15 protein-coding genes are annotated in these 19,189 nt (G+C 48.9%); 13 read left to right on the top strand and 2 right to left on the bottom strand.

Translation table 11 applies throughout. The annotated features are described in order from the left end of the window. Nucleotides 1-2: 2 nt before the first annotated feature. The 12 genes from A4V09_RS13195 (at nt 3) to A4V09_RS13140 (ending at nt 12,688) form a co-directional block, all read left to right on the top strand. Nucleotides 3-377 carry a metal-sensing transcriptional repressor gene (locus tag A4V09_RS13195; protein WP_065542768.1) on the top strand — a complete coding sequence of 125 codons (375 nt, stop codon included), beginning with the start codon at nt 3-5 and terminating at the stop codon, nt 375-377. Nucleotides 378-408: 31 nt separating this feature from the next. Then, nucleotides 409-1,251 carry an Mrp/NBP35 family ATP-binding protein gene (locus A4V09_RS13190; RefSeq protein WP_065542767.1) on the top strand — a complete coding sequence of 281 codons (843 nt, stop codon included), beginning with the start codon at nt 409-411 and terminating at the stop codon, nt 1,249-1,251. Nucleotides 1,252-1,563: 312 nt separating this feature from the next. Continuing rightward, nucleotides 1,564-1,791, top strand: coding sequence for an HPr family phosphocarrier protein (locus A4V09_RS13185; RefSeq protein ID WP_065542766.1), 228 nt, complete (start codon nt 1,564-1,566; stop codon nt 1,789-1,791). A 207-nt stretch (nt 1,792-1,998) separates the two neighbouring features. Beyond that, nucleotides 1,999-4,353, top strand: coding sequence for an ATP-dependent DNA helicase (locus A4V09_RS13180; RefSeq protein ID WP_065542765.1), 2,355 nt, complete (start codon nt 1,999-2,001; stop codon nt 4,351-4,353). Nucleotides 4,354-4,719: 366 nt separating this feature from the next. Further along, on the top strand, nt 4,720-5,091 hold the full coding sequence (locus tag A4V09_RS13175) for a RidA family protein (protein ID WP_065542764.1): 372 nt from the start codon (nt 4,720-4,722) through the stop codon (nt 5,089-5,091). A 154-nt stretch (nt 5,092-5,245) separates the two neighbouring features. Beyond that, the gene (locus A4V09_RS13170) at nt 5,246-6,025 is read left to right on the top strand and encodes a class I SAM-dependent methyltransferase (RefSeq protein WP_065542763.1); all 780 of its coding nucleotides are present in this window, start codon (nt 5,246-5,248) and stop codon (nt 6,023-6,025) included. Continuing rightward, nucleotides 6,018-7,736, top strand: a complete 1,719-nt coding sequence (locus A4V09_RS13165; protein WP_065542762.1) for a methyltransferase domain-containing protein — start codon at nt 6,018-6,020, stop codon at nt 7,734-7,736. Before A4V09_RS13170 ends, A4V09_RS13165 begins: the two co-directional genes overlap by 8 nt. After that, entirely contained in the window at nt 7,733-8,680 is a 948-nt protein-coding gene (gene nikB / locus A4V09_RS13160; protein WP_065542761.1) for a nickel ABC transporter permease, read from the top strand. Before A4V09_RS13165 ends, nikB begins: the two co-directional genes overlap by 4 nt. Further along, the gene (gene nikC / locus A4V09_RS13155) at nt 8,677-9,528 is read left to right on the top strand and encodes a nickel transporter permease (RefSeq protein WP_065542760.1); all 852 of its coding nucleotides are present in this window, start codon (nt 8,677-8,679) and stop codon (nt 9,526-9,528) included. Before nikB ends, nikC begins: the two co-directional genes overlap by 4 nt. Nucleotides 9,529-9,530: 2 nt before the next feature. Beyond that, nucleotides 9,531-11,117, top strand: a complete 1,587-nt coding sequence (locus tag A4V09_RS13150; protein WP_065542759.1) for an ABC transporter substrate-binding protein — start codon at nt 9,531-9,533, stop codon at nt 11,115-11,117. Between the two features lie 26 nt (nt 11,118-11,143). Beyond that, nucleotides 11,144-11,929, top strand: a complete 786-nt coding sequence (locus A4V09_RS13145; protein ID WP_065542758.1) for an ABC transporter ATP-binding protein — start codon at nt 11,144-11,146, stop codon at nt 11,927-11,929. Between the two features lie 3 nt (nt 11,930-11,932). After that, a complete protein-coding gene (locus A4V09_RS13140) occupies nt 11,933-12,688 on the top strand; it encodes an ABC transporter ATP-binding protein (protein WP_065542757.1) in 756 nt (251 codons plus the stop codon). Nucleotides 12,689-12,810: 122 nt separating this feature from the next. On the opposite strand, the gene A4V09_RS13135 is transcribed toward A4V09_RS13140, so the two are convergent. Next, a complete protein-coding gene (locus A4V09_RS13135; RefSeq protein WP_065542756.1) occupies nt 12,811-13,689 on the bottom strand; it encodes a LysR family transcriptional regulator in 879 nt (292 codons plus the stop codon). Between the two features lie 21 nt (nt 13,690-13,710). Beyond that, complete coding sequence (locus tag A4V09_RS13130) at nt 13,711-14,937, bottom strand: MFS transporter (protein WP_065542755.1); 1,227 nt, start codon at nt 14,935-14,937, stop codon at nt 13,711-13,713. 401 nt (nt 14,938-15,338) lie between these two features. Here A4V09_RS13130 and A4V09_RS13125 point away from each other — a divergent pair, with 401 nt between their 5' ends. Further along, nucleotides 15,339-19,106, top strand: a complete 3,768-nt coding sequence (locus A4V09_RS13125) for a phosphoribosylformylglycinamidine synthase (protein WP_065542754.1) — start codon at nt 15,339-15,341, stop codon at nt 19,104-19,106. Nucleotides 19,107-19,189 lie beyond the last annotated feature (83 nt).

Raw genomic sequence — 19,189 nt, 5'->3', positions numbered from 1 at the left:
CAATGGAAGAGACGAAACATGTCCATACACATAGTCTTCCTGACGGAACAGTGATTGAGCATGTGCATGAAGATGCCGGCACACAGGGACACGGACACCCCCATTCCCATACGCATACCCACACCCATACGAAGGCAGTGCTGAACCGTTTGTCAAGAGCGATCGGTCATCTGGAATCAATCCGCCGTATGGTGGAGGACGGCAGGGACTGCAGTGAAGTGCTCATACAGCTCTCGGCAGTGAAGGCGGCGATCAACAATACCGGAAAGGTGATTCTGCAGGATCACATTGAGCACTGTATCGTGGATGCAGTGGAGAGCGGGGATAAAGAAGCCCTGGAAGAATTAAATAAAGCCATTGACAGGTTTATGAAATAAGGTATAAACCCCAGTGGGAAAGGAAAGAATCATGAGTGAAGAAAAGAAACAATGCGACAGCAAGAGCTGTGATAAAAAAAGTTGTGAGGGATGCAGCCATGCAAACGGCGGCGGAATCCCAAAAGAAGAGTTGAATGCATTTTCCGAAATTAAGAAGGTGATCGGTGTTGTCAGTGGAAAAGGCGGCGTAGGCAAATCTTTTGTCACCGCGTCACTGGCCAATGAGATGGCATCCAAGGGATACCGTGTAGGTATTCTGGATGCAGATATCACAGGGCCTTCCATCCCGAGAATGTACGGGATCAAAGGTTCCGCTACCGCGGATGACAATGGCATATATCCAATTCTGACAAAGAATGATATTAAGATCATGTCCATCAATCTGCTTTTGCCTCAGGAGGAGGCTCCGGTTATCTGGAGAGGCCCGATTCTTGCGAATATGGTAAAGCAGTTCTGGACGGATGTTATATGGGGCGAACTGGACTATCTGTTCGTGGACATGCCTCCGGGAACCGGAGATGTCCCGCTGACTGTATTCCAGTCTCTTCCGGTAGATGGAATTGTCATTGTGTCATCTCCGCAGGATTTGGTGCATATGATTGTGAAAAAAGCTTACAACATGGCCAAGATGATGAAGGTTCCGGTGATTGGTTTGGTGGAGAACTACAGCTTTGTCAAATGTCCTGACTGTGGAAAAGAGATCCATGTGTTTGGGGAGAGCAAAGTAGATGCCATCGGAGCAGAGCTGGGTGTGCCGGTAATTGCCAAGATGCCTCTGGAACCTGAGCTGGCAGCAACTGTGGACGCCGGCGGATATGCGGATGTGATCAACGAATATCTGAAGGATTCCCTAAAATATCTGCCGAAAGCCTGAGCGGCGGCTGATACAGTGACAAAATTTGGGTCTCTGATTTGGGGATATTTCTCTGAGTAAAATGATAACTGGTATATCATGGTTAAACGGAGACGTCAAACTGCACAGAGCAGACAAGTTTCGACAAAATATTTCCTGTTTATTTTACTAAAAAGCGTGATAAAATGGCGGTTTTTAGTACAAGAGGGAAAATCTTGTCAAATTCTTGACAAATATAGGCAGAGCTGTCATAATACGTCCTAACAATAAAGAATCAAGACATAACTATAATATCAGTTGGCGTGTTGTTTCTTAAAAGAAAGGATGGTAAATATGGTACAACGCCAGATTAGGTTGAATGAGACAGGCGATGTTAAGGAATTTGTCACTGAAGCCAGTAAATGCGAATTTGATATTGATGTTTTTTACAACAGAGTTATCATTGATGCGAAGTCGATCCTTGGAGTTTTAAGTATGGATTTGACACGTGTGCTCACTGTGAGATGTAATGGGCATGATGAGAGATTCGATAGATTTCTGGACAGATATGCGATTGCTTAGAGGGGGATTACTCGGGGACTGATAATTTTATATGTTATTTTGGGGCGGAAGACACGGATTGTGGGCTTCCGCTTTTTTTGGCGTTGGTGGGGAGTGCGGACGGGAAAGCATGACGGATGCGGGAGGGGGAAGGGATTGCCTGTGAGCGATGCACTCCCCTGGGGTTGGGGATGTACAGGAACATAGGTTCTGTGTTAGAATGTGGGTATGAGTGAGATGAAGGAAGTGATTCGGATATCGGTTAGGTATTTGGTGGAGTTTATACTGCGCAGCGGGAATTTGGATAACCGGAGGACAGTGTCTGCGGACCGGGAGGCTATGAGGAAAGGAAGTAAGGTGCACCGGAAGATTCAGAAGCAGATGGGGTTGTCTTATCGGGCGGAGGTTCCGCTTTTGTGGGAAGAAGAATTTGAGGAGTTTGTTGTCCGGCTGGAAGGCAGGGCGGATGGTATTATAGAGGAAAAGGATGGGGTTACGATTGACGAGATTAAGGGTGTTTATCGAGACCTTGAATTTTTGGAAGAGCCTGTGCCGGTTCATCGGGCACAGGCTATGTGTTATGCTTATATTTATGGGACGCAGAAGGAATTGGAACGGATTGGGGTGCAGATGACGTATTGTCAGCTGGAGTCAGAACAGGTGAAACGGTTTCGGGAAGAGTTGTCCATGTCTGCGCTGAAAAAGTGGTTCTCGGATTTGATGGCGCAGTATTATAAGTGGGCTTATTTTCAGTATAGAAGAAGGATTGAGCGCAGGGAATCTATGCAGGGATTGGAGTTTCCTTATGAATATCGGGAGGGGCAGAAGGAACTGACTGCTGGGGTTTACCATACGCTCAGGAATGGGAAACAGTTGTTTATTCAGGCGCCTACAGGGATTGGAAAGACTATGGCGGCCCTTTTTCCAGCAGTGCGGGCTGTGGGGGAGGGACATGGGGATAAGATTTTTTATCTGACGGCTAAGACGATCACCAGGACTGTGGCGGAGGAGGCGTTTTCTATTTTGAAGGGCAAGGGATTGTCCTATAAAACCCTTACGGTCACCTCTAAGGAGAAGATGTGTCTCATGGATGAGGTGGAGTGTAATCCGGAAAAGTGTCCTTATGCTAAGGGGCATTTTGACAGGGTAAATGATGCTGTGTATGAATTGCTGACAGAACAGGATACTTATCAGAGAGAGGAACTGCTTAAACAGGCCCGGAAGTGGCAGGTGTGTCCTTTTGAAATGTGTCTGGATACCTCTACCTGGGTGGATGCAGTGATCTGTGATTATAATTATGTGTTTGATCCGAATGTGTATCTGAAGCGGTTTTTTGGGGACGGGGTGAAGGGGGATTATCTGTTTTTGATTGATGAGGCACATAACCTGGTGGACAGAGGGCGGAATATGTACAGCGCTGTTCTGTGTAAAGAGGATTTTCTGGAAGTTAAGAAGGTGGTGAAGGAGCACAGCAGGAAACTGGAAAAGATCCTGGAAAAGTGTAATAAGGTTTTGCTGGGATATAAGAGGGAGTGTCAGGATGAGTACCGGGTGATGGAGAATATAGGGGTACTGGCACTGCAGCTTATGAATCTTTTAGGGGAGATGGAAAACTTCCTGGAGAGGGAGCAGGAGGAAAAGGTGCGCAGTACGGTGCTGGAATTTTCTTTTGCAGTGCGTCATTTTTTGAATATGTTTGATCTGCTGGATGAGAATTATGTAATTTATACGCATCATGGGGCAGAGGGGAGGTTTTATCTGACTCTGTTTTGCGTAAATCCAAGGGTGAATCTTCAGGAATGCCTGAACAAAGGGAGAGGGACCGTATTTTTTTCGGCCACGCTTCTGCCTTTGGGATATTACAGGTCGCTTTTCAGCACAAGGGAGGATGATTATGCCATCTGTGCCAAATCCCCGTTTCCCAGGGAGAATCTGAAGCTTATGATCGCAAGGGATGTGAGCAGTAAATATACCAGACGCGGGGAGGAGGAGTATGGGAAGCTGGCACAGTATATTCTGCAGACGGTGACTGTCAAGCAGGGAAATTATATGGTGTTTTTTCCTTCTTACAGGATGCTGCGGGATGTGTATGAGATTTTTGAGGAGAAGAGTTCAGGGATGGAGCTGCAGTGTATGCTGCAGTCCGGGAATATGACTGAGGGGGAGAAGGAAGAGTTTCTGGAACGGTTTGAGGGGGAACCGGATGGGACGCTGGTGGGATTTTGTGTGATGGGTGGGATTTTTTCGGAAGGGATAGATCTGACAGGGGAGAAGTTGATCGGGGCAATTCTGGTGGGAACCGGACTGCCGCAGGTGGGATATGAGAGGGAGATATTGAAGAATTATTACGATGAGAAGAACAGGGCCGGGTTTGAGTACGCGTATCGGTATCCGGGAATGAATAAAGTGCTGCAGTCTGCAGGAAGGGTGATTCGGACGAAAGAGGATAAAGGGGTGGTGCTGCTTTTGGATGAAAGGTTTTTGCAGAGGGCTTATAGGGAGTTGTTTCCGGAGGAATGGGGAGGGTATGAGATTTGTTCGTTGGAGGATGAGAGGGGGAGGGTGGAGCGATTTTGGGAGTGAGGTGGCAGCAGAGCCACCTGTTATGGACCTGTTTGTAGTATATGAAGACATTGCCAAAGCGTACAGGATCATTGACCGGGAGCCAGGACAGGTCATACAGGTTATGCTTACTTACTGACAAAAGGAGATACCATGAAAACTACATTTACCGTTCCGGGTCTTCTCCCTGAGGGCTATATAGGGAAGGGATTTTGGGGTCATACAGAGGAAACGGCACTGCTTTGATATATAATCCCTCCGGGATGGCAGCCTGTGAATAGTAAGACTTGACCGTTCCCTTTTAGAAACGTATAATATATACATTCCCCCGGATGTTCCAATCAGGTTCGAGGGGGAGGATTTGTATTTCAGAAGGGAGATTTTTTTATGAAGGTAGTAAGCACTGACAAGGCTCCGGCAGCGATCGGACCATATTCACAGGCAATGATCGTAAACGGAGTGGTATTCACTTCCGGTCAGATTCCCATTGATCCGGCTACAGGTGAAATTACAGCAAAAACCATTGAGGAGCAGGCAGAACAGGTAATGAAGAACCTGGGCGAAGTGTTAAAAGAGGCGGGAAGCAGCTATGAGAAAACGGTTAAGACAACCTGTTTTCTGTCAGATATGGGTGATTTTGCCGCCTTTAATGAAGTATACGGAAAATACTTCACCGGCAAACCTGCACGTTCCTGCGTGGCAGTAAAGACACTGCCTAAAAATGTGCTGTGCGAAGTGGAAGCTATCGCTGAAATTTAAGCGTATCTGCTGCGCTGGCCGTAAAAATAATATAACAAATTATTATGTTTGAATGAATGCCATAATCCCCCCATGGGGCTTGTGGCATTTTTTCTGTTCTGATAAAGTAATAAAATAAGAAAAAAACAGATATTATAGCGAAAAGGATGAAATTATGGAAAGACTGCTGGAGAAAATAGAGAAATACTGGAGTACCCGCACAGAAGGGTATTCGGAAGTGAACCATAAGGAACTGGAAGGGATGCAGAAGGAGGCCTGGCTGGAAGTGCTGGAGGCGGAATTTCCGGCCATGCCCAGGGAGGAAATGAAAATACTGGACATTGGCACAGGCCCCGGCTTTTTTTCCATAATCCTGGCAGAAGCCGGATATCCGGTCACAGCCGTGGATTACACCCGGGAGATGCTGGAGAAGGCTATGGAGAATGCGGGAAACCTGTGTAAAAAAATAGATTTTTACCGTATGGATGCCCAGAATCTTGGATTTGAGGATAACACCTTTGATGTGGTGATCTCCAGAAACCTGACCTGGAACCTGGAAAAACCGGAGCAGGCTTACCGGGATTGGTACCGGGTGTTGAAGCCGGGCGGAAAGCTTCTGAATTTTGATGCCAATTGGTATGGATATCTCTACGATGAACAGAAGCGGAACGCTTATGAGCAGGACCGGAAAAACGTGGAGCAGTTAAGCCTGGATGACCATTACCTGTGCACAGATATTGACGCTATGGAGCAGATCGCCCTGCAGATGCCCCTCTCCTCAAAAATGCGTCCGGGCTGGGATATGGAAATACTGAAGCGAACAGGATTTGCGGAAATACACACAGACACATCAGTCTGGGAGCGGGTATGGAGCAAAGAGGAAAAGCTGAACTATGGCTCCACACCCATGTTTATGATAAATGGACGGAAAGGGGACAGCAAAGTCTATGCTTAATACGAAGACATTCACGCTTGTAAATATGAAAGCAGAGCCGGGAGAAATCTGCAGCGGGTTTCTGGAGCTGGCAGAGGGGAAATTCAAACTTCCCGCAGCCATTTTAAACGGTGAGAAGCCGGGAAAAACGGTTCTTATTATGGCTGGTGTTCACGCAGGAGAATATGTGGGCATCCAGGCTGCCATTGAATTATCGGAAAAATTAAAGATCAGGAAGATTAGCGGAACAGTGGTCATTTTGAAGGCAGTATGCAGAGAGGCTTTTGCGTGCAGAGGCGGCAGCCTGGGATTGGAGGATGGCAAGAATCTCAACCGGGAGTTTCCCGGGGACCCAAAGGGAACTTGGACGCAGCAGCTTGCCTGGGCCATGACACAGGAAGTATTTCCGGCGGTTGATTTCTGCATTGACCTGCACAGCGGCGACGATTACGAACAGCTCACCCCTTATGTGTATTATGCGGGCAAGGCGGAGGAGCGGGTGGTGGCTATGTCGAGAAAAATGGCGGAGCAGGTGGATGTGCCTTATATGGTGCGGTCCACGGTTGCCACAGGCGGTGCCTATAATTATGCGGCGCATACCGGTATTCCGGGTATTCTTATGGAGAGAGGCGGTATGGGAGGCTGGACCATGGAGGAAGTCCGCTCTACCAGAAGAGATGTGCGGAATATTCTCTGCTCGCTGGGTATTTATGAGGGACAGAGGGACTACCGGGTCTATTATCCTCTTGATGTGGTGGATATCAGATATCAGGCCGCCTCTGCCAACGGATGCTGGTATCCCTATAAGATGCCGGGGGATATGATTCAGGGCGGGGAGGTTCTGGGTACGGTAAAGGACTATGAAGGGAATGTGACGGAGGTCTGCCGCGCGGAATGCGACGGCGTCATCCTCTGTCAGACAGGCAGTCTCCAGGTCCTGGAAAACGGCCCAATGATCGCTTACGGAAGGATTGTCAAAAATTTTGATGACAGAAAAGAGAGGATCACGGATTACTGGGCAAAGCGCAGTGAGAGTTTTATGGAGCAGAGGAGAAGAGAACTGAAAAGCCCTCTGGCAGAACGCTGGCTGGGGGAGATCCGGCAGAAGCTTCCGGCAGGAAAGAAATTAAAAATCCTGGATGTGGGATGCGGTTCCGGATTCTTTTCCATTCTTCTGGCTAAACTGGGACATGAGGTGACGGGAACTGATTTGACCCCGGAGATGATCGTCAATTCCAAACAGCTTGCAAAGGAAGAAAATGTCTCCTGCCGTTTTCTGGTCATGGATGCGGAGAAGCTGGAGTTTGAGGATGGAAGTTTTGATGTTGTCATCTCCAGAAACCTGACCTGGACCCTTCCCCATGTGAAGGAAGCTTATGGGGAGTGGATAAGAGTGCTGAAGGCGGAGGGAATCCTTTTGAATTTTGACGCCAATTACGGTGCCAGTAATTTCGCGGATACTTCCGAACTGCCGGACAGCCATGCCCACCATACGCTGGGTGAGGACATGATGCAGGCGTGTGAGGAGATCAAGCGCCAGCTCCCCATCAGTTCCCGCGTCCGCCCGGCCTGGGATGTGGAAACCCTGGGGCAGATGGAAATAGAAGAAATTTCCATAGACCTGGGGATCAGCAGGCGTATTTATATAGAAAAAGATGAGTTCTATAACCCCACACCCATTTTCATGATCTGCGGAAAAAAGTGTGAGTTACAAAAAGGAATGAGGAGATGAAAAAGTACATAATAAAAAGGCTTCTGCAGCTGATACCTATTTTGATCGGGATCACGCTTTTGTCCTTTGTTCTGATGCAGGCATCTGCCATGGACGCAGTTGATGTGATGGAACAAAATACGGGAGGTTCCATGTCTGATGCCGAGAAAGCGGCTGCAAGGGAAGAACTTGGACTGGACAAGCCTCTTCCCCAGCAGTATGCGGTGTGGCTAAAGGGCGTACTCACGGGAGATATGGGAAAGTCTTTTGTTTCCGGACAACCGGTATTTACCACGTTTGTGTCAAAACTTCCGGCCACCGTTGCATTGGCAGCCACGTCCGTTTTGCTGACCGTATTGATCTCCATTCCCCTTGGGATCTTAGCGGCTGTAAAACAAAGTCATTTTTGGGATTATCTGATACGTTTTCTCAGTTTTATCGGTAACTCCCTTCCGAATTTTTTCGTGTCTTTGCTGCTGATCTATATTTTCGCCCTAAAGCTTGGCTGGTTCCCTGTGATGGGAAATGCCCAGGGGTGGAAAAGTATCATTCTGCCAACTCTTACCCTGGCTCTGGCAATGGCGGCCAAATATACCAGACAGGTGCGGGCCACAGTGCTGGAGGAGCTGAACAAAGAGTATGTGCAGGGGGCCAGGGCGCGCGGGGTTCAGGAGAAGAAGATCCTTTCTTTCAGTGTGCTGAAAGCATCCATGCTGACCATTGTAACGCTGCTGGCATTATCTGTCGGTTCTCTTCTTGGAGGCACTGCCATTGTTGAGTCTATATTTATGTGGGACGGCGTGGGGAAAATGGCCGTCGACGCAATTACCATGCGTGACTATCCGGTGATCCAGGCATATGTGATCTGGATGGCAGTTATCTACGTGCTGGTGAATCTTGTCACGGACCTGATCTATTGCTTCCTGGACCCGAGAATCCGCATAGGACAGGAGGCCCACGGATGATAAAGAAAGATGATATAAAACTAAAATGCATCCTTTTGTCCGTATTGGTGGGGGCAGTGCTTTTGGCGGCAGTGTTTGCAAAATATCTTGTTCCTTATGACCCTTATGCCCAGGATCTGGGAAATGCCCTCAAGCCGCCCGGAGGGGCACATCTGCTGGGAACAGACCGTTATGGAAGGGATATGCTGTCCAGGGTGATCATGGGGGGACAGACAACCATATTCTCATCTCTGCTGCTGGTGGTGATCACCATGACTGCGGGCACTGTGATCGGAGTGTTTTGCGGTTATCACGGGGGTAAGACGGATACGGTGCTTATGAGGATATCCGATGTTTTCCTGGCTTTTCCGGGCATGGTTTTTGCCATAGCGGTTGCAGGTGTCACAGGGGGCGGAGTCATGAACGCAGTGGTGGCTCTGGCATGTATATCCTGGCCGAAATTCGCCAGAATTGCCAGGAGTCAGGTTATGACCATGAAAGAAGAACCTTTTATTGCAGCGGCCAGGCTTTCCGGGTCTGGCACAGGGAAAATCATTGTGAAGCATATGCTTCCTAATATTGCAGGACCAATCCTCATCACCGGCGTCCTGGATATCGGTACCATGATGATGGAGATTGCGGGCTTATCTTTTCTGGGGCTTGGGGCAGTCCCTCCCATTGCGGAGTGGGGTTCCATGATGAGTAACGGCAGAAGTATGCTTCAGACATCCCCGTGGGTGATCCTGGCGCCGGGGTTTGCCATATTTCTTACGGTGATGCTGTTTAATTTATTAGGTGATGCGGTGCGGGATGTTATGGATCCCCGGAGAAACCGAAAATATCAAAGACATCAGAGAAAGGGAGATTAGACATGAACAAAACAAGCTTATTCCATAAAAAGGCGGGTGCCGCGGTACTGGCATTTTGCCTGACTGCAGCACTTTTATCCGGCTGTGGGGATGCCAAAGCAGAAGCTAAGGAAGACAGTACGGTAAAAGAAAACGGGGAGAAGGTGTTCACTTATGGAGACACCACATTCAATGCAGAGAACGATGAATCGGATGTGAACCCTCACAACGGGTATTCCGGATGGGCGTGTATCCGCTACGGTATAGGGGAGACATTGTTTAAATATTCCGATAAAATGGAACTGGAGCCATGGCTTGCCACAGAGTATGAACTGGTGGATGAGAATACCTGGAAGATCACGCTGAGAGAGGATGTATCCTTTACCAGCGGGCGCAGGCTGGACGCGCAGGCAGTTAAGGAATGTCTGGATGATCTGGTGAGCGTCCATGAGAGGGCGAAGGGAGATTTAAAAATAAAGGAAATATCCGCGGACGGACAGATATTGAACATTGTCACAAAAGAACCGGTACCGGCATTGATAAACTATTTGTCCGACCCTTATGGGTGTATGGTTGACATGGAAGCCGGTGTTACGGAGGATGGAAATGTGACAGGAACCGGCCCTTATATTGCCACAGAAGTAGAGACAGACGTTGGCCTTACTTTAGTAAAAAATAAAAATTACTGGGACGGAGAGCCGAAACTGGATACCATCCATGTGAAGACCATTTCTGATGGTGATACCATGACCATGGCTATGCAGTCCGGTGAACTGGATGCGACTTATGGCCTCCCCTATGCAAGCCTCCCGCTGTTTTCACAGGAGCCATATACCATATCATCGGTAGAAACCTCCCGTTCTTTCTTCGGACAGATGAATTATGACACGCCGGCGCTTCAGGATGAAAAAGTAAGGAAGGCCATTGCCATGTCGATTGATAAAGAAAACTTTACCAAAACACTTTTAGACGGAAACGGGACAGCGGCAGCAGGGCCTTTCCCCGCCAATTTTGCTTTTGGCGATGATACGGTGACAGCTCCCGGGTATCAGCCTGAGGAAGCAAAAAAATTACTGGCAGAAGCAGGATGGTCGGACAGTGATAAAGACGGATATGTGGATAAGGACGGAGAAAATCTTACCATACGCTGGGTGACGTATCCAAGCCGCCAGGAGCTTCCCCTGCTGGCAGAAACGGTGCAGGCTACCCTTAAGGAGGTTGGGATCAAAGTGGAGGTCAATTGTTCCGCGGATTTCCAGAGCTTTCTGGACAGCGGAGACTGGGATATCTATGCAGGGGCATTTGTCTGCGCACCTACCGGCGATCCGGAATATTTTTTCACTACACACTGCCTGGACGAATCCTCCAAAAACAGAGGCGGTTATCACAGCGATAAACTGCAGGAACTGGAGGGGCAGATGAAGGCAGCGTTTGATACGGATGAGAGGGCAAAGCTGGCCACACAGATGACGCAGACCATCCTGGATGACAATGGGTTTGTTTTTGCCTCTCATCTGAAAATGTCCATTGTCTCCGGAGAAGGCGTGACAGGTCTGGAAGCGCATCCCTGTGATTACTATGAGATCACAGTAGACCTGGATAAAAATTAACAACGGGATCAGAAAGGACGGAAAACGTGGGACAGTCTATTTTAGCGGTGGAGCATCTGCAGATATGTTATACGGGACAGTCTGTATTGGAAGATGTAAACCTGACTCTGGAACCTGGCCGGATCCTTGGGATCGTGGGGGAGAGCGGCAGCGGAAAAAGCACATTGATCAGAGCTGCCATGGGTCTGTTAGGCAGTGACGGGGCAGTGACGGGGGGCCGTATCCTTTACAGGGATAAGAATGTCACAGAGCTGAAAGGGGAGGAACTGCGTAAGCTGCGAGGCCCCCAGATGGGGATGATCTTCCAGAACACAGGGGCATCCCTCTGCCCGATCCGCACAATAGAAGACCAGCTTTACGAGTCAGTTCTCCAGCATGAGAAAATACCCAGAAGGGAGATCAGGGAACGGGCCATGGACCTGTTTGATAAGATGAAGCTTTTGGATGGGGAGAGGATATTAAAGAGCTACCCTTTTGAACTTTCAGGGGGCATGAACCAGAGGGTGGGGATCATGATGGCTATGATCCTTAAGCCTGCCCTTCTCTTTGCGGATGAGCCTACCAGTGCTCTGGACGTTACGGTCCAGGCGCAGGTGGTGCGGGAAATGATGAAGATGAGAGAACTGTTCGGCACAACCATTGTCATTGTCACCCACAATATCGGCGTGGTAGAGTATATGGCGGATAAAGTGGCTGTCATGTACCGGGGCAGGCTGGTGGAATATGGGGATACAAAAGAAGTGATACAACATCCCAAGGAGGAATATACTCAAAAATTAGTCCGTGCCGTGCTGCGGATCCACAGAGGTTAGGTTATGGATAAGATACTGGAAGTAAAGAACTTGAAAAAAACGTTTTATAAAGCAAAGCATGTCTGTCCGGCTGTGGATGATGTGAGTTTTTCTGTGAAGGAAGGTTCCTGTGTGGGCATTGTGGGAGAGAGCGGATGCGGAAAAAGTACCATTGCCAGAATGATCACCTGCTTTACAAGACCGGATGCCGGGAGTGTACTTCTGGACGGACGGGAAATGGTGGGGGCGGGGAGAAAGCAGCAGATGGATTTGTACCGAAATGTACAGATGGTATTTCAGACACCTGAGGATTCTTTTGATCCGAGACGCAGCCTGGGGGACGGTATTATGGAGGGGATGCGGAATTACGGGATGAAGAGAAAAGAAGCAGGGAAAAGGATGAAGGAGCTTCTTTCCATGGTGGGGCTGGAGGAGAAATATGCGGCCCGCTATCCCCATGAGGTCAGCGGAGGGCAATGCCAGCGGGCGGCTATTGCGAGAGCACTTGCCGTCAATCCCCGGCTGCTCATCTGTGATGAAGCAACCAGTGCCCTTGATGTGACTGTGCAGTCTCAGATCATCACCCTGCTTCAAAAGCTGAGAAAGGAAATGGGACTTTCCGTACTGCTGATCTGTCATGATCTGGCGCTGGTCCAGAATTTCTGTGATTATGTGCTGGTGATGTACCAGGGGAAAATTGTGGAGGAAGGGACACCGGATGAGGTGATCATGCGTCCGAAACAGGACTATACCAAATTATTGATCGACTCTGTTTTGTAAAAATGGGACGGTTTCTTTTCGCTGTATGTTGTTATTCTAAGGGAAACAGGCGGGAAGCCCCGGTTCTTTCATTGCGGGGCCTGCACGGATCCATGGTAATAGAAAATCAACGAAGGGAGCATTTAATCGTTGAAATAAGCCAGAAATTTATTCGCTGCCGCGGAGGTGCTCTGCTGTTCGGTGTAAGCCAGAACCAGATGCCTTTTGGGCAGCTCTTCTTTTATCTGAAGCTGGTACAGGCCTTTTTTTCGCTGGTCCAGGACAAAATCAGGGACAAAGGCAATCCCAAGGCCGATATATGCCAGATCCAGCAGAAGGTCATTGCTGGACAATTCCACTTCAGGGGTCAGGTTCAGACCTTTTTGCAGAAACAGGCTGTGGAGAAATTCGCTGGTCGTGCTTTTTTTACTGAGCATGAGAAGCGGGTACTGATGCAGTTCTGTCAGGGAAAGTTTTTGGTCCGTAAGATCAAAGTAGTGCCTGTTGGCAGCGAACACATCCCGGAAGGTCAGAATGGTTTTGTAGTGTTCCTTTATCTTTAACCTGGAGTTGGGGTAATTGCAGACGATAAAATCCACCTGTCTGTTTTCCAGCAGCTCCACGCAGCCGATGGAGGTGGCATTGGTGACTTTGATGTGGATATCCGGGAATTCCTGGTGGAAACGCCGCAGATAGGGCACCAGAAAATACCGGCAGATGGTGTCGCTGGCGCCGATCCTGAGAGGCGCTTCCGCGGACGCTGTGTGCATAAGCTGGTTTTCGCCCTGAAGGAGCAGGGAGACAGCAGGCTGCACATGGCGGAAAAGGGTTTCCCCCTCTGGCGTCAGCTCCACTTTTTTGGTGTTGCGCACAAAGAGGGGGTGGCCAAGTTTTTGTTCCAGGGATTTTACAGACTGGCTGACAGCAGACTGTGAGATAAAAAGCTGTCTTGAAGCCTCCGAAAAACTCAGGGTGGAGGCTACGTGGTAAAATACTTTATATAGTTCAAAACTGATATCCATAAAACACCTCCGGTTCTTTCCTTATTCCTGACTTCTCAAATCTCCGGCTGCCGTTGTATCTGTTGTCTTTTCTTTTGCAGAGTTTTTCTGCAGACCCAGCATGACTATAAATAAAAGGGCCGGGAATACAAGGGCCGCCATGATCCCTGTCTTCATGGAGCCCACGGCGTCTGTGACAAACCCAACAACGGTAGGGCCTGCGGAGCATCCCACATCACCGGCCAGGGCAAACATGGCGTACATCATAGTGCCGCCCCCACGGCAGAGAACGGCGCCCAGGGAGAATAGTCCGGGCCACATCAGTCCAACGGAAAAGCCGCACAGTGCGCAGCCTGCCAGGGAGAGAAGGGGGATCGGGGAAAGGCTGGTGATGAGATATCCCACGATACACAGTGCGCTGGTTCCCAGCAGACCGTGGCGGATATTCAGCTTGTCACCTTTGATCCCGTAAAGAAGCCTTGAAAGTCCCATGAAGAAGGCAAAGGCGCAGGGGCCGAGAAGGTCACCCACGGTTTTGCTGACACCAAGTCCATCCTCGGCGAACAGGGAGGACCACTGGCTTACGGCCTGTTCCGAGGCACCGGCACATATCATCAGCAGAAAGAGAACCCAGAAAATCCTGCTTTTGAAAATACCTCCGGGTAGCTGGGTCTCCTCGTCGTCTCCCTCAATGCTGTAGATAGGGATTTTTAAAAACATCATGCAGGTGAACAGCGGGACCAACGCCCAAAGAGAGGGGAGATACCGCCAGGAATCAATGCCGATCGCCACGAAGAACACGGTAGAAAGGATCACCACGCCCATGTGCCCCCAGCAGTAGAAGGAGTGAAGAAGGCTCATGGCGGATTCTTTATTTTCACTGGGGCAGGCTTCCACGATAGGACTTACGATGACTTCCAGGATACCGCCGCCGATGGCATTGAGGGTCATGCAGATCAAAATGCCTGCGTAGGCGTTTGGAAGGACAAAGGGAAGCCAGGAAAATCCTGTGAGTCCCAGGGTTGTTACGAGAAAAGAAGTGATGCCTACTGCCCGGTATCCCACCTTTTTTATGATCCCCGGCGCCAGGAAATCTATGAGGATCTGAATGCAGAAGTTTACGGTGATCAGCAGGCTGATCTTCTCCAGGGAGATGCCGAATTGGTTATGGAAGGTGAGGAATAAAAGGGGCGGAAGGTTGTTGACAATGGCCTGGGTGATGTAGCCTAGGTAGCAGCCGTAAATGGTGTGTTTTGCAGTTAGGTTCATGTGTGTGTCTCCTTAGTGAAATTGATGGCTTATTTGAGTTTAGCAAAGGGGGTGGGGCAAGTCAATGGGTTTTGTGAAAAAACCAAAGTGGGCGGAAGTGTCTGGGAGAGGGTCTGGGGAGCCCTATGCCTGTTCTTGGCGCCGGATAGTGCCGGAAAGTATCGTCTAACTTGTATACGGCAGAATAGTAAGGCACGGCCAGAATAAAATTTTGTGAATATATTAGCTGTAGTTATAAAAAATATAAGATATATTAATTTTATTAATGAAGAGATCCATGTTATGATAAGTACGAAAGCGGCAAAAGGAGATCCTTCCAAGGGCCGCCTGATAACACAAATCATTAAGAAACCGCAATGCGGGTTTTGGTGTGCCGAAGAAAGAGGCAGAAAGGAGCCAACATGAGCAGTGTAAGACGTGTTTATGTAGAGAAGAAGCCGGCTTTTGCTGTACAGGCAAAGGAGCTTGCCCATGAGATCAGCAGTTATCTGGGGATTAAGGACGTGGGGGGAGTGCGCGTTCTGATTCGCTACGATGTAGAAAATATTTCCGATGAGGCATTTGAGAAAGCATGTGACTGTGTATTTTCTGAGCCTCCGGTGGATGTATTATATCAGGAGGATTTTGAGAGGAAGGAAGGGGATAAGGTATTTTCCGTAGAGTTTCTTCCGGGACAGTTTGATCAGAGAGCCGATTCTGCGGTGCAGTGTATACAGTTTTTAAAAGCGGACGAGGAGCCTATCATCCGCTCTGCCACTACTTATGTAATAGAAGGAAATATTTCTGACCAGGAGTTTGAGGCTGTTAAGGAACACTGTATTAACCCGGTGGATTCCAGAGAGGCAGAGGCTGTAAAACCGGAAACACTGGTTACAAATTTTGATGACCCGGAAGATGTAAAGATTTTTGAAGGGTTCCAGAAGATGCCGGAAGCAGAGCTTAAAGAGCTGTATGGTTCCCTGAATCTGGCTATGACGTTTAAGGATTTCCAGCACATCCAGAACTATTTTATAAAGGAAGAAAAACGTGATCCGTCCATGACAGAGATCCGTGTACTGGATACTTACTGGTCTGATCACTGCCGTCATACCACTTTTTCCACAGAGCTGAAGAACGTGGAATTCGGCGAGGGCGATTACAAAGAGCCTCTTGTAAAAACTTACGAAAAATATCTGGCTGACCGTCAGGTGATATACAAAGACAGGGATGACAAGTTTGTATGCCTTATGGATCTGGCTTTGATGGCTATGAAAAAATTAAAGGCAGAAGGAAAGCTTCAGGACCAGGAAGAGTCTGACGAGATCAATGCCTGCAGTATTATTGTACCGGTTGATGTGGACGGTAAGGAAGAAGAATGGCTGATCAACTTTAAAAATGAGACCCATAACCATCCTACAGAGATCGAGCCTTTCGGTGGCGCGGCTACCTGTCTGGGCGGCGCGATCCGTGATCCGCTGTCAGGACGTACCTATGTTTATCAGGCTATGCGTGTGACCGGTGCGGCTGACCCAACCTTGTCTGTAAGAGATACCATGAAGGGAAAACTACCTCAGAAGAAGCTGGTCAGAAGTGCGGCCCATGGCTACTCATCCTATGGAAACCAGATCGGTCTGGCTACGGGATATGTGAAGGAAGTGTATCATCCAAATTATGTGGCGAAACGTATGGAGATCGGTGCCGTATTAGGTGCGGCTCCGAGACGGGCGGTTATCCGTGAGAACTCCGACCCTGATGATATCATCATCCTTTTGGGCGGACGTACCGGACGTGACGGCTGCGGCGGTGCTACAGGTTCCTCAAAAGTGCATACAGAAGAGTCTATCGAGACCTGCGGTGCTGAGGTGCAGAAGGGAAATGCACCTACGGAGCGGAAGATCCAGAGACTTTTCAGAAGAGAAGAAGTCAGCAGGATCATTAAAAAATGCAACGATTTCGGCGCAGGCGGTGTATCCGTTGCCATCGGAGAGCTGGCAGCAGGGCTACAGATCGACCTGGACAAGGTTCCGAAAAAATATGCCGGACTGGATGGAACAGAGATCGCCATCTCTGAATCCCAGGAGCGTATGGCGGTTGTGGTTGACCCAAAAGACGTGGAACAGTTCCTGGATTACGCCAAAGAGGAGAACCTGGAAGCAATTCCGGTGGCTGTTGTGACCGAAAGCCCCCGTCTGGTCATGAACTGGAGAGGCAATACCATTGTGGATTTATCCAGGGCATTTCTGGATACCAACGGTGCGCATCAGGAAACAGATGTATTTGTAGATGTTCCGAACAGTGAAGGAAATGTCCTGGACCGGGCAGAAGAATCTGCTGATGTGAAAAAACGCTGGATGGATACACTTGCCGATTTAAATACCTGTTCCCAGAAGGGCCTTGTGGAAATGTTCGACAGCTCCATCGGAGCAGCCAGTGTATTTATGCCATACGGCGGAAAATACCAGCTCACAGAGACACAGGCCATGGTTGCCAAGGTTCCTGTATTGAACGGTAAGACAGAGACAGTTACTATGATGAGCTACGGCTTTGATCCGTATCTGTCAAGCTGGAGCCCATATCACGGAGCTGTCTATGCAGTGACGGAATCCGTTGCAAGGATCGTTGCAGCAGGTGGTGACTACAGCAGGATCCGCTTTACCTTCCAGGAGTATTTCCGCAGGATGACAGAAGATCCCCACCGCTGGAGCCAGCCTTTTGCAGCTCTTTTGGGCGCTTATGCGGCACAGCTTGGATTCGGGCTTCCTTCTATCGGCGGCAAGGATTCCATGTCGGGTACCTTCAATGAGATTGATGTTCCGCCTACACTGGTATCCTTTGCTGTGGATGTTGCAAAGCAGAAAGATATCATCACACCGGAGCTGAAAACACCCGGTAACAAGCTGGTTTGGCTGCGTGCTCCAAAAGCAGAATACGACCTTCCGGATTTTGAGGCGCTGAAAGAGCAGTATAGTAAGCTGCATGAGGATATTCAGGCAGGCAGAGTTGTGTCCGCATATGCTCTTGACCGTCACGGTATCGCTCCGGCGGTGAGCAAAATGGCATTCGGTAACCAGATGGGTGTGAAAATGGAGCATAACGTGGATGAAAGAGATCTGTTCAGCGCGGGCTTCGGCGATATTATCTGTGAAGTGAAAAAAGACAAAGTGGGTGAGCTGGCAGTCACATACACAGTGATCGGTGAAGTGACGGATAAGGCTGCCATTGAATATAAAGATATGAATATTTCCATGGCGGAAGCGCTGGAAACCTGGAAGACACCTCTTGAAAAAGTGTTCAAGACACGTTCCGGTTCCGAGACCGATGATATTACAAAAGACGAGGACAGAGGTCTGTACAAGGCGGACAGCATTCATATCTGTGCGCATAAGATCGCACAGCCCACTGTATTTATTCCGGTATTCCCGGGTACCAACTGTGAATATGACAGCAGAAAAGCCTTCGAGAGAGCCGGTGCGAAGGTTATCACAAAGGTATTCAAGAATCTGGATGCAGCGGATATCCGTGATTCTGTTGCTGCATTTGAAAAATCTATTGACCAGGCACAGATCATTATGTTCCCGGGCGGATTTTCAGCAGGTGATGAACCGGACGGCTCCGCAAAATTCTTTGCAACCGCATTCCAGAATGCAAAGATCAAAGATGCGGTTATGAAGCTGGTAAGCGAGAGAGACGGACTTGTACTTGGTATCTGCAACGGATTCCAGGCGCTGGTTAAGCTGGGGCTTGTACCAAACGGTGAGATCACCGGACAGACTGCAGATTCACCGACTTTGACATACAACACGGTGGGACGCCACATTTCCAAGATGGTTTACACAAGAGTGGTTTCCAACAAATCCCCTTGGCTGCAGAAAGCCGTGCCGGGTAATGTTTACGCAAACCCGGCATCCCATGGCGAGGGACGTTTTGTGGCAAATGATGCATGGATACAGAAGCTCTTTGCAAACGGCCAGGTAGCTACCCAGTATTGTGATCTGGACGGCAATGTGACTATGGATGAAGAGTGGAATGTAAATGGCTCTTACGCTGCCATTGAGGGGATCACCAGCCCGGATGGACGTATCCTTGGCAAGATGGCTCACAGCGAGCGCCGTGACAGTGGTGTAGCCATGAATATTTATGGTGAGCAGGATATTCAGATTTTTGAATCCGGTGTGGAATATTTCAAATAATTTTAACTATTGGCAGCCCTGCAAAAAATGCAGCTCCGCGAACAGCAAGTAACACGCTGCGTGATGCACGGATAGGAAGCAGT

Source organism: Blautia pseudococcoides (assembly GCF_001689125.2).
GTDB classification, from domain to species: Bacteria; Bacillota; Clostridia; order Lachnospirales; family Lachnospiraceae; genus Blautia; species Blautia pseudococcoides.
This window is presented reverse-complemented; position numbering and strand designations above follow the sequence as displayed.